The sequence below is a fragment of the Mycobacterium sp. 134 genome, assembly GCF_048282715.1.
Classification (GTDB): Bacteria; Actinomycetota; Actinomycetes; order Mycobacteriales; family Mycobacteriaceae; genus Mycobacterium; species Mycobacterium septicum.
Genome location: NZ_JBLVUN010000001.1, coordinates 94589 through 116298, shown reverse-complemented (window position 1 = coordinate 116298; position 21710 = coordinate 94589). Strand labels below are relative to the sequence as shown.

General features: G+C 64.8%; 26 protein-coding genes. 17 read left to right on the top strand and 9 right to left on the bottom strand.

Annotated elements, in window-relative coordinates; genetic code table 11:
- Nucleotides 1–269: 269 nt before the first annotated feature.
- On the top strand, nt 270–1241 hold the full coding sequence (locus ACNQVK_RS00615) for an IS481 family transposase (RefSeq protein WP_047328137.1): 972 nt from the start codon (nt 270–272) through the stop codon (nt 1239–1241).
- A 64-nt stretch (nt 1242–1305) separates the two neighbouring features.
- Nucleotides 1306–1431, top strand: a complete 126-nt coding sequence (locus ACNQVK_RS00610) for a hypothetical protein (protein ID WP_418028161.1) — start codon at nt 1306–1308, stop codon at nt 1429–1431.
- Nucleotides 1432–1442: 11 nt separating this feature from the next.
- On the opposite strand, the gene ACNQVK_RS00605 is transcribed toward ACNQVK_RS00610, so the two are convergent.
- Nucleotides 1443–2351 carry a helix-turn-helix domain-containing protein gene (locus ACNQVK_RS00605; RefSeq protein WP_418028160.1) on the bottom strand — a complete coding sequence of 303 codons (909 nt, stop codon included), beginning with the start codon at nt 2349–2351 and terminating at the stop codon, nt 1443–1445.
- Between the two features lie 526 nt (nt 2352–2877).
- On the opposite strand from ACNQVK_RS00605, the gene ACNQVK_RS00600 reads away from it, so the two are divergent.
- Together ACNQVK_RS00600 and ACNQVK_RS00595 are read left to right on the top strand one after the other, a co-directional pair.
- Nucleotides 2878–3144, top strand: a complete 267-nt coding sequence (locus ACNQVK_RS00600; RefSeq protein ID WP_418028159.1) for a hypothetical protein — start codon at nt 2878–2880, stop codon at nt 3142–3144.
- A gap of 32 nt (nt 3145–3176) precedes the next feature.
- The gene (locus tag ACNQVK_RS00595) at nt 3177–4385 is read left to right on the top strand and encodes a helix-turn-helix domain-containing protein (RefSeq protein WP_418028158.1); all 1209 of its coding nucleotides are present in this window, start codon (nt 3177–3179) and stop codon (nt 4383–4385) included.
- A gap of 41 nt (nt 4386–4426) precedes the next feature.
- On the opposite strand, the gene ACNQVK_RS00590 is transcribed toward ACNQVK_RS00595, so the two are convergent.
- On the bottom strand, nt 4427–4870 hold the full coding sequence (locus tag ACNQVK_RS00590; protein WP_418028157.1) for a hypothetical protein: 444 nt from the start codon (nt 4868–4870) through the stop codon (nt 4427–4429).
- A gap of 60 nt (nt 4871–4930) precedes the next feature.
- Nucleotides 4931–5851 carry a hypothetical protein gene (locus tag ACNQVK_RS00585; protein WP_418028156.1) on the bottom strand — a complete coding sequence of 307 codons (921 nt, stop codon included), beginning with the start codon at nt 5849–5851 and terminating at the stop codon, nt 4931–4933.
- A gap of 551 nt (nt 5852–6402) precedes the next feature.
- Here ACNQVK_RS00585 and ACNQVK_RS00580 point away from each other — a divergent pair.
- From ACNQVK_RS00580 to ACNQVK_RS00530, 11 genes are all read left to right on the top strand, one after another.
- Entirely contained in the window at nt 6403–7770 is a 1368-nt protein-coding gene (locus tag ACNQVK_RS00580; RefSeq protein WP_418028155.1) for a hypothetical protein, read from the top strand.
- Nucleotides 7767–8300 (top strand): DUF1990 family protein, encoded by a 534-nt coding sequence (locus ACNQVK_RS00575; protein ID WP_418028154.1) that lies wholly within the window; start codon nt 7767–7769, stop codon nt 8298–8300. The genes ACNQVK_RS00580 and ACNQVK_RS00575 overlap by 4 nt, the downstream gene beginning before the upstream one ends.
- A gap of 109 nt (nt 8301–8409) precedes the next feature.
- A complete protein-coding gene (locus tag ACNQVK_RS00570; RefSeq protein WP_418028153.1) occupies nt 8410–8862 on the top strand; it encodes a hypothetical protein in 453 nt (150 codons plus the stop codon).
- A 106-nt stretch (nt 8863–8968) separates the two neighbouring features.
- Nucleotides 8969–9712 carry a hypothetical protein gene (locus ACNQVK_RS00565; RefSeq protein WP_418028152.1) on the top strand — a complete coding sequence of 248 codons (744 nt, stop codon included), beginning with the start codon at nt 8969–8971 and terminating at the stop codon, nt 9710–9712.
- A gap of 113 nt (nt 9713–9825) precedes the next feature.
- Nucleotides 9826–10173 (top strand): hypothetical protein, encoded by a 348-nt coding sequence (locus ACNQVK_RS00560; RefSeq protein ID WP_418028151.1) that lies wholly within the window; start codon nt 9826–9828, stop codon nt 10171–10173.
- On the top strand, nt 10170–11375 hold the full coding sequence (locus tag ACNQVK_RS00555) for a hypothetical protein (RefSeq protein ID WP_418028150.1): 1206 nt from the start codon (nt 10170–10172) through the stop codon (nt 11373–11375). Before ACNQVK_RS00560 ends, ACNQVK_RS00555 begins: the two co-directional genes overlap by 4 nt.
- Nucleotides 11372–11992: a 3'-5' exoribonuclease domain-containing protein gene (locus ACNQVK_RS00550; protein ID WP_418028149.1), complete on the top strand. Its 621-nt coding sequence runs from the start codon at nt 11372–11374 to the stop codon at nt 11990–11992. Before ACNQVK_RS00555 ends, ACNQVK_RS00550 begins: the two co-directional genes overlap by 4 nt.
- A gap of 230 nt (nt 11993–12222) precedes the next feature.
- On the top strand, nt 12223–12909 hold the full coding sequence (locus tag ACNQVK_RS00545) for a hypothetical protein (RefSeq protein WP_418028148.1): 687 nt from the start codon (nt 12223–12225) through the stop codon (nt 12907–12909).
- Nucleotides 12906–13286, top strand: coding sequence for a hypothetical protein (locus ACNQVK_RS00540; protein WP_418028147.1), 381 nt, complete (start codon nt 12906–12908; stop codon nt 13284–13286). Before ACNQVK_RS00545 ends, ACNQVK_RS00540 begins: the two co-directional genes overlap by 4 nt.
- 5 nt (nt 13287–13291) lie before the next feature.
- Complete coding sequence (locus ACNQVK_RS00535; RefSeq protein WP_418028146.1) at nt 13292–13798, top strand: hypothetical protein; 507 nt, start codon at nt 13292–13294, stop codon at nt 13796–13798.
- 180 nt (nt 13799–13978) lie between these two features.
- Entirely contained in the window at nt 13979–14839 is an 861-nt protein-coding gene (locus ACNQVK_RS00530; protein ID WP_418028145.1) for a hypothetical protein, read from the top strand.
- A 1198-nt stretch (nt 14840–16037) separates the two neighbouring features.
- Here the strand turns inward: ACNQVK_RS00530 and ACNQVK_RS00525 are convergent.
- From ACNQVK_RS00525 to ACNQVK_RS00500, 6 genes are all read right to left on the bottom strand, one after another.
- Entirely contained in the window at nt 16038–16367 is a 330-nt protein-coding gene (locus tag ACNQVK_RS00525) for a hypothetical protein (protein WP_418028144.1), read from the bottom strand.
- 244 nt (nt 16368–16611) lie between these two features.
- Nucleotides 16612–16971 (bottom strand): hypothetical protein, encoded by a 360-nt coding sequence (locus ACNQVK_RS00520; protein ID WP_418028143.1) that lies wholly within the window; start codon nt 16969–16971, stop codon nt 16612–16614.
- 14 nt (nt 16972–16985) lie between these two features.
- Nucleotides 16986–17933, bottom strand: coding sequence for a hypothetical protein (locus ACNQVK_RS00515; protein WP_418028142.1), 948 nt, complete (start codon nt 17931–17933; stop codon nt 16986–16988).
- On the bottom strand, nt 17930–18574 hold the full coding sequence (locus ACNQVK_RS00510) for a hypothetical protein (protein WP_418028141.1): 645 nt from the start codon (nt 18572–18574) through the stop codon (nt 17930–17932). Before ACNQVK_RS00510 ends, ACNQVK_RS00515 begins: the two co-directional genes overlap by 4 nt.
- Nucleotides 18571–18732 carry a hypothetical protein gene (locus ACNQVK_RS00505; RefSeq protein WP_418028140.1) on the bottom strand — a complete coding sequence of 54 codons (162 nt, stop codon included), beginning with the start codon at nt 18730–18732 and terminating at the stop codon, nt 18571–18573. The genes ACNQVK_RS00510 and ACNQVK_RS00505 overlap by 4 nt, the downstream gene beginning before the upstream one ends.
- A gap of 40 nt (nt 18733–18772) precedes the next feature.
- On the bottom strand, nt 18773–19900 hold the full coding sequence (locus ACNQVK_RS00500; protein WP_418028139.1) for an ImmA/IrrE family metallo-endopeptidase: 1128 nt from the start codon (nt 19898–19900) through the stop codon (nt 18773–18775).
- Nucleotides 19901–20380: 480 nt separating this feature from the next.
- Between ACNQVK_RS00500 and ACNQVK_RS00495 the strand changes: the two genes are divergently transcribed.
- Together ACNQVK_RS00495 and ACNQVK_RS00490 are read left to right on the top strand one after the other, a co-directional pair.
- A complete protein-coding gene (locus ACNQVK_RS00495) occupies nt 20381–20833 on the top strand; it encodes a hypothetical protein (RefSeq protein ID WP_418028138.1) in 453 nt (150 codons plus the stop codon).
- Nucleotides 20834–20907: 74 nt separating this feature from the next.
- A complete protein-coding gene (locus ACNQVK_RS00490; RefSeq protein ID WP_418028137.1) occupies nt 20908–21708 on the top strand; it encodes a hypothetical protein in 801 nt (266 codons plus the stop codon).
- Nucleotides 21709–21710: the final 2 nt, after the last annotated feature.

The window sequence follows — 21710 nt, the reverse complement described above, 5'->3', positions numbered from 1 at the left end:
GGCGTCGTGGTGAGCGGTGCCACCGCGGTGACGTTGCTCGGGCTGATATCGGTCGTGCTCTTCGGGGAGCATTGGTGGACCCACTGGCGCACTGCGCTACTTGCAGTGTCGTGCGCTGGGTTTGGGGGGATCCCGATCCTGCAGCTGGAGGCGGTGGCTAGGTGTAACTCCCAGACAGGTTGTGAACGGCGTGGTGAGCGGAAGTAGGTGAGGACCTCCGGTATCGGTGTGGTTACCAAACACGCACATCCGATTACCGAGAGGTCCTCATGGTCCACGCTAATGCTTCGTTGACTCCTCGTGGGCGGTTGCGGCTTGCGCAGGCGGTTGTTGATCAGGGCTGGAGTTTGCGGCGCGCGGCTGAGCGGTTCCAATGTTCGGTGGCCACAGCCAAGAAATGGGCCGACCGTTATCGCGACGGTGGCGAAGCAGCGATGGTAGACCGGCCCAGCCGGCCGCATCGCAGTCCGTTGCGGTTGCCGAAACGACGTGAGCGGCGCATCGTCAACCTGCGCTTCACCCGGCGCTGGGGCCCACATCGCATCGCCGCTTACCTGCACCTGCCACGCTCGACCGTTGAGGCGGTGCTGCGCCGCTACCGGATGCCATTGCTGCGGCACCTGGACCAAAACACCGGGTTACCGGTACGCCGGCCCAAACCCCGCCGCTATGAGCACCCGGCTCCCGGCGACTTGGTCCATGTCGACGTCAAGAAACTGGGCCGCATCCCCGACGGGGGCGGCCATCGCAAGCTGGGTCGCCAAGCCGGCCGGCGCAACCGCTGCGGCATGGGATACACGTTCTTGCACCACGCCGTTGATGACCACTCCCGGCTGGCCTACTCCGAGGACCTCACCGACGAACGCAAAGAAACCGCCGCGGGATTCTGGAAACGCGCCAACGCGTTCTTCGCCGACCACGGCATCACCGTCAAACGAGTGTTGACCGACAATGGATCCTGTTACCGGTCAAAGAATTTCGCTGAAGCGCTCGGCCCCGACATCACCCACAAGAGGACCCGGCCCTACCGGCCACAGACCAACGGCAAAGTCGAGCGATTCAACCGCACCCTGACCACCGAATGGGCCTATGCGCAGACCTACCGCTCTGAGGCCGAACGCGCCGGAACCTACCAGCACTGGCTGCATCACTACAATCACCACCGACCCCACACCGGCATCGGCGGAATGACACCAATCGAGCGCCTACGCGTTCACAACCTACCCGTGAAGAACAGCTAGGGCGCTTCGCCGCAGCGGCAACGCCGTCGGGCTGCTGGTTGGCAGCGCCGCAGCCTGGTGCGGGTTGGCCATCATGCCGGTGGTGGTGTTCACCGCCTGGTATCCGGTGCTGCTGGGGCCGCCGCTGAGCGTGCTCGCCGCCAGTGTGGCGCTGCTGGTGTGCGATCGCGTCGCGTCACCGATGAAATGAAACTCGAGCCGCTACCCAGGCAGCTCGACGAAGAACTGCCGGATCGCCGGCCAGGCCGCTGATGTGTCTCGCTGACCAGAGGCCGCCGCGTCCCTGTCGCGGCTTCGTGCGGCGGCGAATGTTGATGGGACTGTCTGCAGCACAGAGCCTCCAGAGGTTGCGTTGGCCCGCCGGGGCGGTTGTGGCGCAGAGCCGTTGGCTTGTAGCGCGTATGTCATCGAGTCGGTGAGGCCATGGTAGGGATCGACACCCGGGGGCAGCAGACGGCCCTGCTTTCGCAACATGGCGATCGCGATCATGAGCGCTGCGCGGCCCGCGTCGGGGGTGAGGCTGTCGACCTGCAAAGAGAAAGCCTGCTCGGAGTCGGCGAGGGCGGTGGCCTGAACATCGGTCACGTCACGGTCCTGCAGGCGTGCGGGCCGTGATCCGCACAGGGCTACGGCCTGGTGTATCTGGTCGGTTCGGCTCGACCATATCGTGGTGAAAACGCGTACTGTGGCGGGTATTTCGGTGCCGTCGATGGAAACGACGGATGCGTCGATATCCGCGTCAGGCGTGATGGCACTGGCCACATGCAGGTACTCGCTCGCGCGCGCCGGGTCGGCGAACGCCGCGGCAACGGCGACGTCGGTAGGTTCGTCATACGGGCCGCCGCTGCGGGTGATGATGTGCACCTGCTGGCCGGCGAGCAGGTCGGCAGGGCAGGTGGCATAGCCGGCTGATGCCAACGCGGCCATCACGACGTGGGAGTACGGGATGTCGAGGGCGTCTGCGATGCGACGCAGTGTCTGCGGGGCGGGCAGGCTTACCTTCCATCGAGTCACGGTGAGTCGGTTCACGCCGATGCGGCTGGCGAACGCCGTCACTGTCTCGCCGCGTTCATTCAGGATCCGGTTGATCAGCTCAAGCAGATTCTCCATACCGCGCAGCGTAACGCGCTGCGCATCGAATGGTGCGTACTGCGTATCGGCAGATGCGTAGACAGCGTCACCGACAGTAGGTGCGCCTCTGCCGATGTCGATGACGCGGCGGATCTGCAGCGAACTGGCCACGTCCGCCCCGGGATATCCGTGAATGCCAAACAGGTGTCTGGCGACCCGCTGCTCACTTGCTGGCCGTCCGTACGTCCGCGGATGCGGGGGGCACTGTCATCGCCCCAGGTGAGCCAGGGTGTAGACGGAGCCGTGTGTTGATGCCGAAAGGTTGGAAGCCCTGCGCCGGACGTGGCGCTAGTTGGGCCGGCGGAAACGCGGCGGGGCACTTGAAGGGGAACCCGACACGCGCGACGGAAGGTAGCATGCAATACATGTAGCGTGAGCTACATTGTTAATGCGCGGAGAGCGAAGTGGAAGCAACTCAGCGTTCGCTTCGACGCTCACGCGGCACCGCCAGAACTACGCACCTGCAAACGCCGTAATCGTCACGGCAGGAAAGGAAGTCGTCACCATGAGCACCGTCAACATCGGAGACATCGTTGTGAATACCAGCGACAACACCATCTTCGGCGAAGCGATACCCGAAAGCCCAGCCGTGCAGGGGCTGCACCCCAACACCAGGATCGACCTGTGGGCCGGCGGGGATGCCGGCCCGGCCTACGCGGACAGCGGTCTGGTCGCCGTGCGGTGGTACCTCGAAGACGGTGAAACCTACGACTGGTGGGAGGACCCAGAATTTCTGGTCGTCGTGAGCCCCTCCACGGCTAGCGTCGGATAAGAATCGAGACCGCGACAGGAAAGAGGTAACGGGTGGGAGCGGTCCACAAGCTTGCAGCGGGCAATCAGCAACGTCGGCACCCGGGCGCGGCCCGCGATGCCGGTCCAGTGCAGCGGCTATCGCTGCGATACGAGCAGGCCCGCCGCTCGTTGGTCGCCGAGGTGTGTGCCTGCGCCGCCGACCCCTCACAGCTCGCCGGCGTCGTCGCATTCACGCCACGCTTTCACGCCACGCCGATCCTAGAATTCGCGTTCACCGACCAGCCTGTGGCCGCATGGACCCACCGCGCCATGGCGAGATTGGCCGGAGTGAACCTGCGCCCACCGCAGCGTGCCGGGGCAATCACACGTCTAGTCGTCGCTGAGCCCACCTTGGCCCGGGCCCGCGTCACATTCAGTGGGAATGGTTGGCATTTCGAACTGGAGGGCGCCTGCGCAGATCGCGGGCTGGTTCGTGGTGCGATCGCCGCCGGGGGGTTCCTCACCTCCTCGGGGTTGGTGGTTCTGGCTGCCGACCCCGCGATCCCGGCGCTGGCCGGCGCGCTGGAGCGGATCGGTGTACCGCATGACGTCCAGGCGAATGCGATCAGTATCCCGCCGGCGGCCGCGGCCGCCGCGCTCATGCAATTGGGGCTGAGCGGGACCGCCAGGGCCTACGGAGCGGTGCTCAAGGCGTCCGCGGCATGGGCCGACATCAACGATGCTGACCGGCTGCTCGCACAGGTCGCCCGCGATCGGCGCCATGCCGGCGAGCAGGCCGCAGGCGCGCCGGTTCTGGAGGCAACCAGGATCGCTGCCCTCGGTGACCTGGCCACCCGCAACCTGGCGCCCAAATACCGAAAGGTCGCAGAACGGCTGATAACCGACAGCAACCGGTCTCACGCCGACATCGCGGCCTCGATCGGGATCTCCGCAGAGATGCTGCAACAGCGCATCGCCAAGTTCTGGATTCTGACCGGCCAGCGCACCACGGCGCCGGGCTGCGTGCAGGCCCCGCCGGATTCAGCCCACAACGCGGCACGCGCGCGCCTGGCCGCATCCCTCGACGCGCGCCGCATCGCCCAACTGGGCGACCTCAACCAGTACAAAGGTCTGAGTGAGGAGCTGCGTCAGTGTGCGCAGTTGCGGTGTGCCCATCCGGAATTGAGTCTTGGTGAGCTTGCTGAGCGCTTGGGGATGACCAAGAACGTGTTCGCTGGGCGGATGCGGCGATTCTGGAGCGTCATCGACAAAACCGGGTAGGTGAGCCGGTGCGCTCCTGGGTAGGCGTATCTGCCGGTCGGTCAGATGCTCATCAGGCGGCGCAGCGTGCGGATGTGGGTGAGTAGCGCTTCGGCAGCCGCGCAAGACGACCACCCGAGGATCTGTTCAGCCTGTTGCAGGCTGTCGCGGGTGGCTGACAGGTCGTGAATTTCGACGAACGCTGACGGCATAGGCGGGCGAGGGTTGGCTGTCATCTCATTCTCAGCGGCGACAACGTGGGGCTGCTCCGGCTTGGGCAGACCGTTGAAGATGGCTGCGACCCGTTCGTCAAGGCCGGTGAACGAGATGGTGGTCCTCGATGCCTGGAACGTCATCCAGTTGACGACCGCGGCCGCCTGGATGAGGTTGGCTTTGTCAGCGGTGTCCTTGTCGCTGGCAATCAGAAGCTCGCGCACTGCTGCCGGCAAAATCTCGGAGATGAGCGCGAAGCGAGTGGCGTCGACGGCTGGGGCGATCCCGGGCATGGTGCCTATTGTGCCTGGATCCTGCGGTTTGCGCCCCAGGAACTCGCGCGGATTGGCTGGCTAGCGGGGGATCTGCCCCAGCGCCGCCGTCATCACCTGGGCCACGATCGGAGCGTGGTTGCCGGCGACTGTGACGGTCGGGACCAGGGTGGAACTCTTGGTGTTGGTGATGCCGGTGAACTGGTTGCCGACGACGACCTGGGCCGTCGTCGTGGCCTGCGAGGTGTCGATGTGGCCGTCGTGGTCACCGAACCGTGCCGTTTGAGCGGCCAAGGCGGTCGGGTTGCTGTAGTCAAAGCCGAGTTGGACATCGACGCCGTCGACGGCGAAGGTGCAGGTGTTGAGATCCTGCTTGGCCCAATCGAAGGACACGGTGTGCGACTGGCGGAGCTGCTCCACTGCCGCGCAGGGTGTGGCTGTGGTCAGGGCAGTGACCACAGTGTTGGGCGAGGTGCCCTGGCGGGGATGTTTGGCCCAGTTGGTCACCACGCTGTTGATCAAGGGCTGGCCGTCTTCGCAGGCGTTGCGATCTCGGTCCGCGGTGATCGACATGCGCACGGCCAGCGAGTTGTCCAGCGCAGCGGTGTAGGTGCAGCTGCTCTTGACGAGCAGATACTGTTGGGCTGCGGGAAGGGCGGCAGCGGCGTCGGCCTTGCGGACCGCGGCACCATCGAGCTGTTCGACAGAACCCTGCGGCGATGTGTAGAAGTCGTTGGGGCGAAGGATGATCGACCACCGGACCGAGGTGGCTTCGATGGTGGCTTCGCACGTCGTTGACTGGTCTGCGGTGCCGATCCCGGTACGGGCGCCCAGTGAGAGCAGCGCGTCGCGGTCTACCAATGCGCAGGGATCAATGCCACGCGCCAACGCGATGGCCTGCTCCCGGGACAGCTCGGCTGGCCGGTCGGTGGTGGTGGCTGGTGAAGTGGAGCAGCCAGCTACCAGGAGCGCGGCAGCGGCCGCGACGTGGATTGCGCGCATTGTTACTTCCCCCCAAGGACTGTGGATGCGCCACCGTAACAAGGGATCGGTGCGCAACCCAGGCTCGCGGCAAATCGATTGGTGGGCAGTAAGACTGCGTCCGGGGCACTGTCATCGGGCCTGGTGAGCGAGGGTGGCATCGCCGGCCCCGGCGCGGTGTGAGTGTTCTTGCCGTTGGGGGGGCTGCGGTGCTTTCAGGAAAGCGTCCGGCCGCCGTGGGTGCAGGGATGGCGGGGTGCCCAGAAATGTGTGTCCCGCAGATACTTGCGCACATGCGCTGGAGTGCTGCTGGCGTAGCCGGCGCGATGAGGTGCCTTTGAGCCAGTTCAAGCAATACATCGAGCAACAGAACCGGCCGGACTGACCGCGGCCAGCTCCGCCAGCCACGCACGACGGGATCGGCTTCCGCCCGACCGTCAACGGTCAGGCGTCCGTCGAAGGACGTCGGTGAAATGGTCAGGTAAACGCTCCTCAACCACCAGAAATACCAGCCCAAACCAAGCAGGACGCGGCAAGCAGTGTTGATGGAAGTTGGCGGTAGCGTCCCGATCATGGTGAAAAACACCCCCGAATTCGGTTCGTACATCAAGAGCCACCGCGAAGATCGCTTTTGGACGCAGGACAACGTCATGCAAAGCGGAGGCCCGGAACGTCACCTGCTCGGCAAGATCGAAGCTGGCGCCGACATCGACCTCACTCTTGCTCAACTCCGGAGCCTGGATCAAGCATTCGAATTTCGGGCTGGGAACTGCCGGGCGCTCATCGACTTCAGCCCGATTGAGGTCACCCCGGAAGCTGCAGCGCGCGGTGCGAAGGCGCCGTTCGCTCCGATCTGTGGATTCGCAGACGACGGCAGGCCTGTTGGCCTTCCCAACAACACCCTCTCAATGCTGCCGACGTCCGCGGTAGTCAGCATCTTGGAGCAGCACCGCCATCTGGTGCTTGTCGATATCCGAGCCGCGAACGACGCTCCCCACGAACTACTGAAACTTGCTGCCCGGTGGGCGAATTCCGGCGGGCGAGTGTTCTCCACGACCAAGGCCATCGGCGTGCGGGCACATTCCGAGGTTCAGCAGGTGGTGATTGACCCCATTCCATTGGTCTCGACCCTGCAGGCGGCGCGCAACTTCGTCGAGATGCTCCAGTACGGTCGCGTGCGCAAAACCCACGGCGATCTCGACCAGGACACCGCCACAGCGGCCACGTTGGTGTGGATCTGCTCTATCGTGGCGCTTCACCGCCGCACCGGAGAGCACGAGGAAGGCACATCAGATGGGTTGAGCGCGTTGAGCACTCTTGCCGCTCGCCACGATGGCCCCCTGCTCGCCCGGCCCAACTGGCTGGCAAGCAGCCCGTCCTTCCTAAGACAAGCTGACCTATCGAACGCGGCCGCGAAGGCGGACCCGAAAGCGGTCAAGTATGTGGCGGGACTGCTTCGTGCGCGTGATGAGCTCACCGAGCTCACCATCGAAGAGGATTCGGCCAACGCGGACGCCGTCCTCAAGGTGAATAGGCAAGCTCCCCCGACGGTCACGGTCACCGCACTGTTCGAGGAACCCACCATCGTGTTCTACGACTCCTGGGTCAGCCCGGAGCTGCCCGGGATCGTGAACTGGGCCCACCACAACAGCTTCGAAGCTGGGGGGCCGGCGATTCTGACACTGCAACAGAGAGGTGCGCATCGCACTTCTGACGCGGCGGTCGGCGACGGTGACCCGCACGGTGTGACCATCGAAGTAAGCGAGTCGCGGCGTTCTGAGGAGGAGCGCGACGGTGCGCTGCGCGATGTGTTCATCCCGCCGCTGGACTGTTCGGACCTTCTGACTGGCTGGCACGAATCCTCGCGCACCGCGGTCCTCGCCCAGGACAACCCTGAGATTCTGATTCGGATTGGGCTGCCTGGGCACGGCGAAGGATGAACGGGAGACGCGATCTGACCTACAGCGGCATCGGCGCCACGACCCCCGGCAGTGATGCCTGGACGGTCACACCGCACGGGTTCCGTCGATTCCAGCGCACCGTGGCGATCGGCCACGGCGAGGCGATGTGGGCGTTTGCGTCGGGGGAGGTGCTGCGGTGGGGCGTGAAGCGGCGCAGCGGGTTCCAGATCTCTCCGGATGCTGATGCCGAGGTTGGGGCCGACTATCGGATTTCGATCGGATGGGGGCCGTTCGTGGTGCGTGAGCCGGTCCAGGTGGTGGCTGTCGTCGACGGTCCGGACCGGTGTGGTTTTGCCTACGGCACCCTGGCCGGGCATCCGGTGTCGGGTGAGGAGGCATTCATCGTGCATCGCGACGTCGGCGGGACCGTGTTCTTGACGTTGCGGTCACTGACCAGGGCCGCGCCGGCGGGCTGGTGGCGGCTGATGTTTCCTGCGCTATTGGTGGCGCAGCGGATGTTTCGTCGTCGCTACCTGCGCAGTTTGGTGGCGGCAGGGATGGTGGGGTGAGCGCAGATCGGCTGGTCCAGTGGTGGTCCTGCTGCTCTGGCGCAGCCCGGTCGCCGAGCATCTGCGGCTGCCGAGCGACCGTTGGCTACGGCTTGTGAAGGGAATGGCAATGTTTGACGAGTATGAGCGACACACCTGGGCCGGCGAAGGCATCAGCCCAATGCAGACGGCTTTCGCCACGAACCGTCGCGTCCCCTTTCTGTCCGCCTCGCACACCCGATGGCCATACGTCGCCGGCATCGTCGTGGGAGGAACCGTGTTGGACAACGGGATCGAACCACTGGACTTTGAAGTCGCGCTGATCGGAGATCTCCTCGAACGCACCCGGGCCACGTTGGCGCCAGGATTCCTGCGCGCCATGGAGCAGTTCGCGCCCTACGACATCGACGACAGTGGTCTCGGCCTGCGGTTCCTCAAACGGGCAGACGGCGGATGGGCATACCTGCGCACGTCTTGGACCGCCGGCCCGCCCTGGGTGCCCGCAAACGACGCCAAGCCAGCGACCCTGGCCGAGGTCATCAGCCGGGCCGCAGAAACGTCGCTCGGCATCCCCGCCGTGTAGGTCTGATCGACTGGAGCGCAGAGCGGGCCGCGTGTGTGCTCAAGCCGGTCGCGGCCATCTGAAACCCCTCAACAGCCGCGGCCGCAGCCCTTGGAGGATGAGACGCGTGGAGATCGACTTGGACCGTGTGGCCGGCGAGCTGACCTTCAGGGGCAGAGCGGAGTTGATCACACTAGATTCTGCCCGGGCCGCTGAGGTTCCGGAGCGCTGGCGGGGGGTGCTCAATGGTCTGAGCGCAGAGCAACGCCGCCGGACTGCACTGGCGCACTGGCACCCAGACTTTCTGACGATGATCCCGCGGTTCGCTCAGGTGCTGCAGGAAAAACTCATCGACGTCCGCGTCTTCTGGATCGACAATCCGAAAAGTCGCCGATTCGTCCTGGCCTACCTTGTCGAGCGCAACGAGGACGGCTACGTCTGCTGGATGGCATGGGAGCCGGCCACTTTCGGTGACGCTCCTCGGTTCTGGGATTCCTTCCCTGCGCCGATGCAGAAGTTCCTGCGCCACACCCACGCCGGATTCACCGCAACGGACTGGGAGTCCTATGGGGTGATGAGGCCATCAGACTGGGAAACCGTCGCCGAATACGGGGGCTGGCCCGGCGGGATCCCCGGCTGGATGGACGGGTACGAGGACGGATGCGACACCGGCTATCGCGGTGAGAAGTATCGACGGATCGAATCCACCCGCCTGGTGGTGTTCGCCAAGGATGCCGGGCACCTCTTCTACTGCACCTCGCCGGACCTTGAGGTAGGCCAGATAGCCCTGGTGTACGAGGGTGACGTTGACCCGCCGAAGGACTTCGGTGGGGAACTCGACCAGCTGCTGATGCGTCGGCTTGATGTGTAGCGAGACCGGTCGGGCTGCGGAGCCGGCCACCGAAGTCGTAGCGGATGCAACATGTAGCGTGTGATACGATACGGGGGATGTTGATGACGTCTCAGGTAAAGGGGTTCGGGTCTGTGACCGCTGTTGATACCGCTGCGCAGGTGGATGTGCTCGCAGCGTTGATTCGTGAAGCTGACGGCAAGCACGACCTCGGCGCGGCGGCGCTGGCCGAGAAGCTGGTAGCGCGAGGCGTCTCGGTCGATGCCGGCATGACTCGTGCCCGCATCGTCGACTTCCTTCGATTTGAGTACGAACGACTGTGGGACGACGGCAACGGTGCGGGCCTCGACGGTTGGGTCGGTCCGGGTCGTGGCGCCGGCGAAGTTGACCAGGAGGCGATCCGCACGCGCGAGCGTGACGTGAACGACGCGGTGAGCCGTCTGATTGCGCAGTTCTGGCGCGAGGCCACGCCGCGCTCATGACCGATGGCAGCAACGACGAACTATGGATGGACCTGGGGGAATACGTCGGCAGCATGAGTGCGGAGGAGCGAGCTGCCTCGTTGAGGCAACGATTCGAGATTGTCGACAAGGCGGCGGGCCGTAGATGCGATATCGCTGGCCTTGACGCGGGATGGCGCGAAGACGGCTACTTTCGCGCCCCGCGTGGACCCCAGCTGTCGGTTGCAGGTGTCGCCGGCGACGCTGAAGCCATGGCTGAGCTGGTCAGGCGTGCAGGGGTACAGCTGGCTGGCGGGCCGCAGTATCGGGCCCGCCCTAGCAGCGAAATCAGGGATGCCGGATGGACGAGCGAGGCGTACTACGAAGCCGCCGACACCCGCGCCGAGCTGGTCTACCAGCTGGGCGCAGGGCGCCCGGGCGGCATCGAGGCTGACCTGGTGGGGATTGCCCGGCAGCTCGCCGTGCCGCGTGCAGAGCTCGAGGAGCTCGCGCGCGCTCGGGCTGCAGTGCTCAATGAGCAAGCCCCGCAGGTGGAATCGCATCGACTCTTCATGCCCGCGTTCAACGGTGAGGACATCGGGGCGCACGCTGTGCGGGGGAGTTCGAGCCGGGGGTGGGCTGTGCTGACGCAGTGGCTGGACCCACAACTGCTGGTGTCTTCGCAGAGTAGGACGTGGAATGACATCGATCGCAATCCGCGGCGCGACACAGTGGTGAACGTAGCTGCGTGGCTAGCCGCTGCGGTCGGCACTGCCGGTGGGCTCGACACGTGGTTGGACAAGATGTTCGGCAAGGAGCCGATCCTCGTGCGGCTGATACCGGGCCCCGCTGGGCCCATCTACGAGGTGGTGACCGGCACGCACCGGTCGCACGCGGCGAGGATCTGGGGACTGCCATGGGTGCTCGCCCGGGTGCAGATCGACAACTTGCCCACGCCCATCGGGCCGAGTCCGGCCGGTGATCTGTCTGGCCTGTGGCGCGGCCTTGTCGCGCGGGGGCTGCTGCAGGCCGAGGTTGTCGGTGACATCTGGTACATCGGTTCTGTGGTGGCCGAGTGGATGTTGACCGCGCCGGTGCTGGCGACGCAGATGAACGCTGCCTACGAGCGGGCCTATCCGGGAGCCCTGCAGGCAGTGACCGGAATGACCACCGAGGAACTGACCGAGCCGGTGCGTTGGGAACAGGCACTCGCCGGAGGCGCCAGCCGGGAGGATCGCTGGTGACGGTTTTCTGCTACGACACAGAGTTTCTGGAAGATGGCAGGACCATCGAGCTGATCTCGATCGGCATCGTCTGCGAGGACGGCCGCGAGTACTACGCAGTCAACGCTGATTGCGACTTCGAGCGGGTGCGCCGCCGAGACTGGCTGTGGGCCAACGTCGTGCCGCATTTGCCGACCACCAAGACCGACTGGCAGCAAGACCCTGACGCCGGGCGTCATGACACGATTCTCGACACGTCAGCTGCATGTGTGAAGCCGAAGGCGATTATCGCCCAGGAAGTGCGGGACTTCCTGCTGCACAACGTTGCCCCGTCCGGTTCGCGTGGTGGGCGCCCGACGTATGCCCGTGAAGACCTGCCCCAGCTGTGGGCCTATTTCGGTGCCTACGATCACGTGGTGCTGGCGCAACTGTTCGGCACGATGGCCGACTATCCCGCACTGATCCCGATGTGGACGCACGATCTGATGCAGCTCATCGAACCGTTGGGCGACTTCAGGAAGCCCGCACAGACCGGCGCCGTGCACAACGCGCTCGCCGACGCACGGTGGAACTACGAGCTGCTGCAGGTTGTGAACGCCGTGATCGCCGAGCGGCGGGGTGCGCAGGCAGGACTGTGAGTATCGGCGACCGGCGCGGGTGGCCGGACCGGGAAAAGTAACTTCCCGGTCCGCTGCGGTCCCGCCGCAGATACCGCGCGGGTCGCCCGTGTGCGTGTAGTTCGTACGACATGTAGCGTAAGATACATATCGTGATAGGGTGGGCAGGTGTTCGACGGCCGACAGGATCGGGGGGACTAATGGGAAATGTGTCTGGGCGAGATAGCGATGAAGCTGCCGCTGAGAGTGCGTTGGTCTGGCTCGGTCTGACCCCGGAAGAAGTGGATCGGCTTCGAGTTGCGATCACTCTCCCTGTGCCTCAGGAGTCCCGGCAACTGCCCGTTGCCGTGGATGGCGAGGGGCTGACGGAGCTGGGTGATGTCCTCGACGCGGAGGCGTTCGAGCAAATCGCCGAATGTGTTGCGGCTCACCCGATGAAGCTGGTCCCCGACGACTTCAGCGCAAGGTGTTTCCCAGCGCGCGTTTACGGGAACTGGCTGCAGGCTCTGGGGCTGCCCGATCTTGCCGAGCAGGTCCGAAATTACATGGCTGACACCACACCTGAAGGTGCCCAATTCGAAGCGTTCATCGCCAACGCTTCGACGTCAGTCCGCAACGGCCGTGGCCGCACGATCATGCAGACCCAGGTTGCTCGGGAGCGAACGCATACTGCCGGCGCCGCGCCGACGCTGCAGACCCGGGTCGAGACCACTTACGACGAGGGCGCTGATGCGGACGTGACCTACATGGTGCAGTCGCACAGGTCATTTCTCGCCGACGTTGCCCTGATCGACGGGCGGGAACTGATACTTCACCCGCGTGTACGGGACCGTGAGCCCACACCAGATGAGATCCGTGAACTAGCAGCCGCATTGAATGTAGTCGCTGCGGTGCTCCAGGAGGCGCAGACGGACGCCGGCAGCGGAGAACCGACGTGAACGACCTGGGAATCTTTCTTTCGGGGGTCGCCGTGATCCCGGCCGCGCTCGGCCTGTGGTGGCTCGCCGGCACTGGGTCGACACGACTGAGGCGCTGGTACACACGACCAATCGATCTCGCGGGCAAGACGCTGGCCTACCGGCGCGCGCTGATTGTCGGTCTGACGCTGGAACTGCTCGACGCCACCCACGTGCGGGCGATCCGATTGCCCTTCAACCGGGTATTCGTGATCCGCTCCAACCCCCGCAAGGAATACGACTTCGTCGGCCAGAAGTACGTGGTGATCGGCGGCGACTTCGAGAATGCAGAACAGCTGATCGGCAAGGCTCTCGATGACCTGGGTTATGCGCTGCAATCAGCCGAGTGCGAAGGCTGACCGCGATGACTTCGCCAAGCGGACCCGGTCTGATCACGTTGGGTGCTACCGGGGCCTCGGTCGACGATCGAAACGAGCGCACGCCCACGCCGATAGTTGTGACATCGGCGAATCATCTCTACGGCCGCACGATTGCCTATCACTGGTCCCCGTCGCTGAGGAAGCAGGGGATCGAAGAGCGCGGCCTGGTTATCGGCGCCGCGCCGGCAGTCAACGCCGTGCAGGATTCTCACCGCAACCCGTGGATCAGCGTGTCACCCACCCCATCGCAAGCATGGTGGCTGTCGGGCGGGGCGCTGGAGGCAGGAGGTCTGCTCGACGGGCTGGACGGATCGTCGTTGTGGCTGTTGTGGGAAGTGGATATCACCGGACTGACAGTGCGCGGCGATATCGCGAACTACCCCGAATATCAGGTGCTGGAGAACATCGCTGCAGACCGCGTAACGCTGATCGGACAACGCTCGTGTGAACGTGAACTCGGCGCCGGCACGCCGATGGGTGAAGCGGGCTGAGATGGACGACGGCCAGGGCGAGAAGTACTCCGCGCATCGCGGCACTGTTCACCGCGGATCTGCATCGAGCCGTGCCGCTGTGGCCGCCGCGGCAAGAACGGTGCGCCCAGGACGGATCGACACGGCATGTAGCACGAGATGCAGACGAGAACGGGATCTGCGCACGGAGAGGAAGATTCGATGAACGCTCACGGGACACCGCAGTTGTCAGCAGTCATAGGTGAAGACTCAGGCGGCGAGCCGGTGCTGGTCGTGCTGACCGAGCAGCGCCCGCATGCGCGGTGGATCGGCACCCTGGGAACAGGTAAATCCAGCCAGTTGCGGCTGGTTGTCGAGCAGCTGGCCAGACAGGTCCCGGCTACTCCCGGCAGACTGCGGATGGTTCTGTTCGACCACCGCGGCATGGACAAGACGTTCAGTGGCCTCGACGAGCTCGACGGTGTCTTGGTCGTGCATCCCGACAGCACGTGGAAGCCTGCGGGGCACAACACTGAAGCGGCTATCGAACGCCTGCGTGACGAACTGGACTGGCGGCGCACCCATCCGACGGCCGCCATGGGGCCGTTGGTCATCATCATCGACGATGCTGACCACGGGTGGCGGCGAGACAGCCCCTTGGTCGACCTCATCGTTGGGGAAAGCGAAGCCGAACCCGGCGCCAAGTTCATGTACCCGCGGATTACTCCACCCAGCGGCATTCACATACTGCTCACCTCGACCGAACTGGCGAACTTCTACGAGGATCCGGAAATCCCCGAGCGCGCCAGGTTGCGGGCCGCGGAAGCGTTTACCACCGTGATGCTGCCTCTGGGCCTGAACGACCTGTACCGCTTCGCGGCGCAACTGGCCTCGCTGGAGTCGGTGTGCGGGAACACACTCGGCGCGGTAGTTGCGGACTGGCGACGCCTAGATTGGCTGGGGTCCCACCGTTTCGGCAAGCCCCGCGAAGCCTTCCGGATCACCTCCAACGGCGCGGTCAGGTTCCGGACAGCCCAGCCCGTCGATCGGCATGGGGCCACAGTGCGCCCGAGTTGTCACTAACGGCGCCCTTGTGGGCTTGTCGACCACCCGCGCCGTAGAGGGTGAGCCCGGCCGCTACAGATCAGTTGGTCGCCACTGTCGCCGACCATGCTCACGCTGCTGCGGCAGAGCTGCGAATGGCCACGGTGGTGGTGGCGGCGGTCGGTTACTCACCCAGTAGAGTTGCGGAAGCAAGGAAGCAAGCTCACCCGGCGAACGCGGAACCCGTCCCTTCACAACTGCACAGCAGACCCACCGGCCCAGCACACCACCAGGTTGAAACGCCCTTTGGATGTGCGACGGCTGGGAATTAACACGCCAACGGGCAACATCAGGCGCGCCCATTCGACATGACCAGCCGCCAGGACGCGCGGCGCTGACTAAATCTGACCAACCGCGGCGCGAAGCCGGGTTGCCGCGAACCGCCATCTCCGGTTCGTCAATCGGTGTCCCCGTGCGGGAATTACTCGGCAGGCTGAACACCCAAAGAGCCCACACGTCACGGCTTCCCGCGTGCGCGGGAATCGCTCGTAGCCGAACGGCCCATCAGGGCAAGGCGTTTCTGTCCATCTCATCCCGCGCGCCGGGGATCGGCCTGTTGCCTGTGGCGGGTTGTTGCCGGGGGCAACTCAGATCGCCCGCATCCGCGGATATTCGGCCCGCATTGAAGGGGATACACCGGTCATTGCGACAGCCACAGTCGATCGGACAGTGTTGTGGCCCCGAACGCTCCCTGGGAGCGATGGCTGTTGCCTCTTGTGGTGTGCGATCACACCTTCAGTTGGCTTGCCGCATAACTAGATTGATCTACCAGAGCCCATCTCGCGTATCTTGCGCACACCCCCTGAAGTGCAGGGATCGCATCGTGCCAGGCGGCGGGACGGCGGAATTGGTCTCGCGATGTTGCGAGTGTGCGCGTCCATGCCTGGAATAGATCGGTCGTAGGCCCGCGGGAAGTTGATCCGGTCCTCAATCGCAGCCCACCTTATGCGGGGATGGATCGTCGGTATGCCGGGTCTAGTGCTGCTTGAGCTCCCCGCCGCACGTGGGAATCGTTCGAGGCCACCACGGTGGATGACTGTCCGCCACAAGCCGTCCCGCGCAAGCGGGGATGGATCGCTAACGATCTGCTTTGACTATCTGAGCGGGGCTCACTGCCCTCCCCGCATCGGCGGGGACTGTCACTGTGTGGGGCGCGATCGTCGGTCGGTGGCGGGCGTCAGGAGCGAATCAACTGGTGCGCGTAGGTGAGGGCCGGGGCAGGGAACAGCGGCGAGGGGAGCACGAATCCGGCGCCGCGGGCATCCTTCGTCTTCACGACCACAACGTCGGATTTGGCGGTCACGGAGCTGATCCTGTCCCACCCAAGGACGACCATGCCGCCCGGGTTGGCGAACATCATCGCGTGTTCGTTGAATCCGGAGGTCCACTGGGCGCCAGCGAGCATCGACGTTCTCAACGCTCGGTAGGTGCCCCACCACACCATCGCTGGCAGAAACACGCCCAGCGCGACGGCGATTGGGAGCACGATTGATGGGCTCCCGGTCACGATTCCTCCCACAATGAGGACAGCGAACATCGTCCAGACGAAAATGAATTGAGGCTGGGTGAGCGAGCGTAGGACGGCAATCGTGGTGTAACGACGACGGTCCGTCGGGCCCGCGACCCAGGTGTGAGCCACAGCAGGAACCCGCATGCCCGGTTGGCTCATACCGCAACGATAGAGGCCGTGATGGATGCCCAGGCGCAGCGGTCGCCGACCGGCATCGGCGCAGCGTTACTCATCACGATGATCAGTTCGGGCCACCGTCAGCGGGCGGGTGTTTCTCGACGTACATGCTGGCCGACAACAGAGCCTGGGCGATGCTGCGGGCGTCGGCGCGGGTAGTGAAGAGCGCGTCAGGGTGGTAGTCGAAGCGCGGCCCGGGTGCAATGCCGACCGAGCCATCTTCGGACACCACCTGCATCTTTTCGGATTCGTACCAGATCTGCCGCGGCCAACCATTGTTGGTTTCCACGCGAAGAGGCTGGCGCCGAGGGTATGCCGTGGCCGCCATCGCTGCGAGTTCTTCAATGTGGCTGTGCAGATCGCGAAGCGCGGCCTCGGCAGCCGGCAGTAGTGCGGGAGTGGAGTCGTGTAGAGAGTGGCTCACTGCGGGCTCCAACGTCAGCTGCCGGCGCGCAGGAGCTGGCCTAGGCGGGCAAGCTTCTGCGCTGCGCGCAGGCAGTCCTCGGAGCTGTCGGGGGGCATCTGCTCGGCCAGGACGGTCGGTTCGGGGGCTTGGAGGAGCGCGGTGATCGCCGCGGAGAGCTCGGCGGTGCTAGACGTCGGTGTGGCTTGCTCGGCCAGGTTGGTCGGTGCTGTTGTTGCCGAGCTCGGGGAAGTGTCGTCTGCACTGGTGGTAGGTGCTGTTGCGCTGTGTTCGGGGTGCGGTGACGCTGTCGGCGGGAAATACTCGCCGGGTAGATCGTTGGCGTCGATGCGGTGCGCCAGCGGCCTGGGCGCGGGGTAATCGGGCGCAAGATCATCGGTGTCATCGTCGGGCTGCTGAGCTTCGGCGTTGATGCTGGGCAGGGCCGACGGCACGAGCGCACCTAGAGGGCGGCCGGTGGTTTCAGGCTCGGCCTGTTGGGCGGTGTTGAGAGGGCCGAATTCGGGGCTGGAGGACCGCTGGGCCACCGAGTCGATCAGTTCCCGCAGCGCGGTGGTCTGTTCGTTGGTGTCCTCGATTCCTTCGAGCGCGGCCGGCGCCTCCTCGACCACAACCCGGGCGCCGGTGACGCCAAGACGTGCTACATCGGCAGAAGTAACGGGAATCCGGGTGCCGGGGGCAGCCAGTTCCTGCAGTGGCAGGATGAGACCGGTGATGCCTTGCTGGTAACGGCGAGCGTAGGACGACGCGCAGCTGAGGTGGTCCTCGACGAAGGTGGTGAACCTCGTGTACGGGCTTCCCTGACTGTCGTTGACGTAGCGCCAGTCTTCGTCGCGGTAGATATCGACGAGGGTTTCGAACATGGTCTGAACCGATGAACGCAGTTGTATGACACGGCGGTTGGCGCGTTCTTGGCGTGTCTCGGCGAGTTCGGCAGTGGTGATGACGTCGATGTCGGTCATGAATGGCTCCGGGCGGCGATCGCGGCGGTGACTGGCGTAGCGGTCTCTTCGAGGAATGCGATCAGCCTGGGGCGGATCTTGGTGTCGTTCCATGCGGTGGTGATCACCTCGGCCAGTGTCTCGGTGAAGATGCCGTTGGGCGCCGGTACCTGGATGCGCAGTCGACGCCGGGTCTGCCCGTCGGGCAGCAGGCGCAGCAGTGAAACCTGCACACGCTCGGTTTCGAAAGCTTTTGCGGTACTGCGGTATGTGCCCATGATGCGGTGTTCGACCAGCGCACGGACGATCGGGGCGACCGGCTCCACAAATGGTCCGGTCGGAATCACTTCAAGAGGGCCGTCGGCCGGCCCGGCGTTGCCGAGCTCGCGGCGCTCCTCGAACTCCTGGTTGGCCAAGGCCAGTCCAGCGAGATAGGTCGTCTTGAGATTCTTGCGTTCAATCTCGTTGGGGGCCAGCTCGAACCGGCGGAATATCTCTGCAGCCCCGTCAGGGGTGGACGCGTAGTCGATCGCGTGCTCGCCGCAGCGTTTGCGAGCCTCGACGAGTTGAACCTCGACGCGCTCGATGGCCGCTTCCAACGCCGCGCGATCGGCAGTTTGGAGGAACGCGTGTAGATCCGGTGTCCCGTAGGCGACAGTCACTGGAGGTCTCGTTCCTCGGCCTCGGGGACGCCGAAGTATTCGGCGGCAGCCTGCTCGGCTTCGGCCTCGGTGCGGCCGGTGAAAGTGCGGAGCTGGGGATCAGGCGTGGTGGGATCCTCGACTACGATCTCGACCAGATCCTGTTCGGTGTCACACATCATTGTCATTCCCTCACTGGTTGTTTCGTGGAACCCTGTTTCAGGATTCCGGTGGAGTCATGGCCGGGATGCGGCCCAGAATCGCGTCTGCAGCCTTGGTGACCCTGCTGGCGGTTTCCCTGACCTTCTTCGGATCACCCTGCGCCCAGCCGTTGACGTAGGCGAACGACCCGTCTCCCGGTTTGAGTCCGTAGCGCCGGCCGATGACGTAGGCGACGCTTTCGGCTTCGATCTCCATCGTCGGGCGCTGCCCGCCGGGCCGGGAGTGGTAGTCGTGGTCACGTTCCATATGTCCGAGTTCGATGTGGGCGAGTTCGTGAGCCAGGACCATGGCCTGATGGGCGTCGCTGTATCGGGTGCTCACCACCACCCGGTTAGGGTCCTTTGCGGTGAATCCTTCTGGGCCGTCTTGCGCGAGTTCGCGACGCTCGACGGCGTAACCGTGTGCGGTGATCTGCTTTTCGAGCTCCTGGTGCATCTCGGGTGGGGCAACGCCAGTCGTGTGGGTGTAGGTGACGTCGGGCCGCTGAGGTAGAGGCGGGCCCGCGGTGTCGGAGATGTCATACACCGGCACATTGATGTACCCGACAGGCGCGCCCTGGCCTTTGTCCTGGTCGTCGGAACCCGGCTGTTCGACGGGTTGGCCCGGTGCGTTGACGCCGTCGGCGGATTCAGACTTGCCTTTACGTCGTCCCTTAGCTTGAAATCTCGGTGCGCGGATCCAGATCGCTTTGCAGCCCGCGGCCAGGTTCCGGCCTTGGGCCTGCCACTGTTTAGCGCCGGCCACATAGGTTGCGCCCGGGTGCTGAATTTGAATGAGGATCTGGTTGGCCAAGGATCGGCTGGGGAAGCGGCTGGTGAATTCGAGCCACTCCTGCCACGCCTCGCCAGTGTTGAGGTTGTCCATCGCAGCGTCGAGCTCGCGGCGGATGTCCTCGGTACGGGTGGTCTTGTCGGTGAAGCCAACCTTGGCGCCCCGTGCGATCAACGCCTCGTCGGTGAGGGCCGGGCGTGCGGGGCCATTCTCGTCGAGGTCGCGCAGAGCGCTCTTGAGCACCTCTTCGGTGTCTTCAAGTTCGGCAAGATAGGCGGTCGAACGCTCGAATATGGCCCTGGTGTCCCCCGAGCACCGTTTCGGGCCGCCGACATCGTCGCGTCCACGACACATGACACACCCCTTTCCTTCTGCACATGGCATGCCGATCAACCTGGGACCGCTACACCGTGTAGCGCCCCGGCCGCCTTCGTTGGCGGGTGGACTGGCCGGCCACCGTCCCGTTCAATCTAAAGGCGATTTGGAGGCCATCCGGCTGCCGCGACCGATGAGAAAACCGGCATTGCGGCATGGGCACTTTCGGTGTCGCCAGGCGGCAGGGAACTGTTATCGAGCCAGCTCAGGGCCATTTCTTCGGAGCGACGCGCAGGATCTGCGTCGGCGAGTGCGTCGATGTAGCGCGCTAACGTGCACGGGGGCGGCGGATGGGACGGGTCTCGGTTGACCTCCCAGCGATGGCGCTACAAGGATGACTCTGTATCGACAAAGACATGTAGCGGCTGATACACTTGGCCTGAGCGGGCAGCGATCAGTACAACGAGTCGAACGTAGGGCTAGGCATCAGGCCGGGTCCACAATCCCCAGGGGGACAATATGATCGCCAACACCACCCAGATCGCCGAGGCGGCTAGCGGCGCAACCGGCGCCAAGGCTGGCAGCAATCAGCTGGGGAATGTTCAGCGGTGCGTGCTGCACGATATGCGGCTGTACTCGGCCAACTTCTTCGGTGCGCCCTGGACGGCGGCGAGTCGACGGGTCATGGCCAGCCTGCATGCCCGTGGACTGGTGACCGCCGGGCTTCGCTCGGCTCGGCTGACGCCGGTGGGCGAGCGAGTGGCCGATCGGATCATCACCCAGGTGTGGGGTCGGGAGCCGATCCTGGCCGCCGGCACCATCGTGCTGGTGACCGGGCACGGGCCGGAGCAGTACGGACTGCGCTGCGGCCAGCACAGCACGCTCGACTGCCACCGCTACGGACATGCCACTCTGGCTGAAGCCCAGCAGTGCGCACGCGAGCACGTCGAGGAGCATCGGAGCGCGATGTGAGCGTGCCTGTGTGCGGTGCCGACCCGCCCAAGTTTGGCGCTCAAGCGCCGCCTGGGCGTGGGTACCCTTCTGGTATGTGCGTGTCCAGGTACGAGCCGAACGGGCCCCGGCGCTGTTCGGGAGATGCCCGCGCCGACCTGGAGCGCAGTGAAGAGGAAGTGCACCAGCTCGAACGTGAGCGTGAAGTGCTCACTTCCCATCTCGAAGCGCTGGCTGCCGACGAGGAATGGGATCGGGTGCTCTCGGCGGTCCTGACTGTTCAAGAAGCTTTGCCGGCCGCCTCGTGGATCGGCGGCGCCGCGGTCGCGGCACATACCGGTTCGCGCCGTAGCCACGACGCTGACCACGTCATCCCGGACTTGGATAAGAAGTGGCCCCAGATCAAGTCCGTCTTGGAGTCTTTGCCGCGATGGCAGACGACCTACCCGAAGATCCCGGTGAACATGATGGGTCGCGTCGAAGGGGTCCCGGTGTCGGTCCGCAAGCTCAACCGCACACGTCCGATCGAAGAGATCGAAGTCACCTACGGCGACTCGGTGATCAGGGTGGCCACCCTGGCCGAACTGGGCCGATTGAAGGCGATGGCGGCCATCAACCGCAACGCGACAAAGGACTACCTCGACGTGGTGGCGCTCGACGCCGAAATCCGCCGGCAGGGCCACCCTGAGGGCATCGCGCAGAGCCTGCGAACCCTCGACGACTACTACACCGCCGACCAATCGATGACCCGGCTCATTGCCGAACGGCTGGCCAATCCTGTGCCGCGTGGCAGTGACCCGCAAGGCGAAATCGACCGCCTCCGCGGTGTCGCACCCGCCTTGCAGCGGTGGGGCAGCATCGTCATCGACTGCCAGGACATCGCCCGAAGGCTGTGACG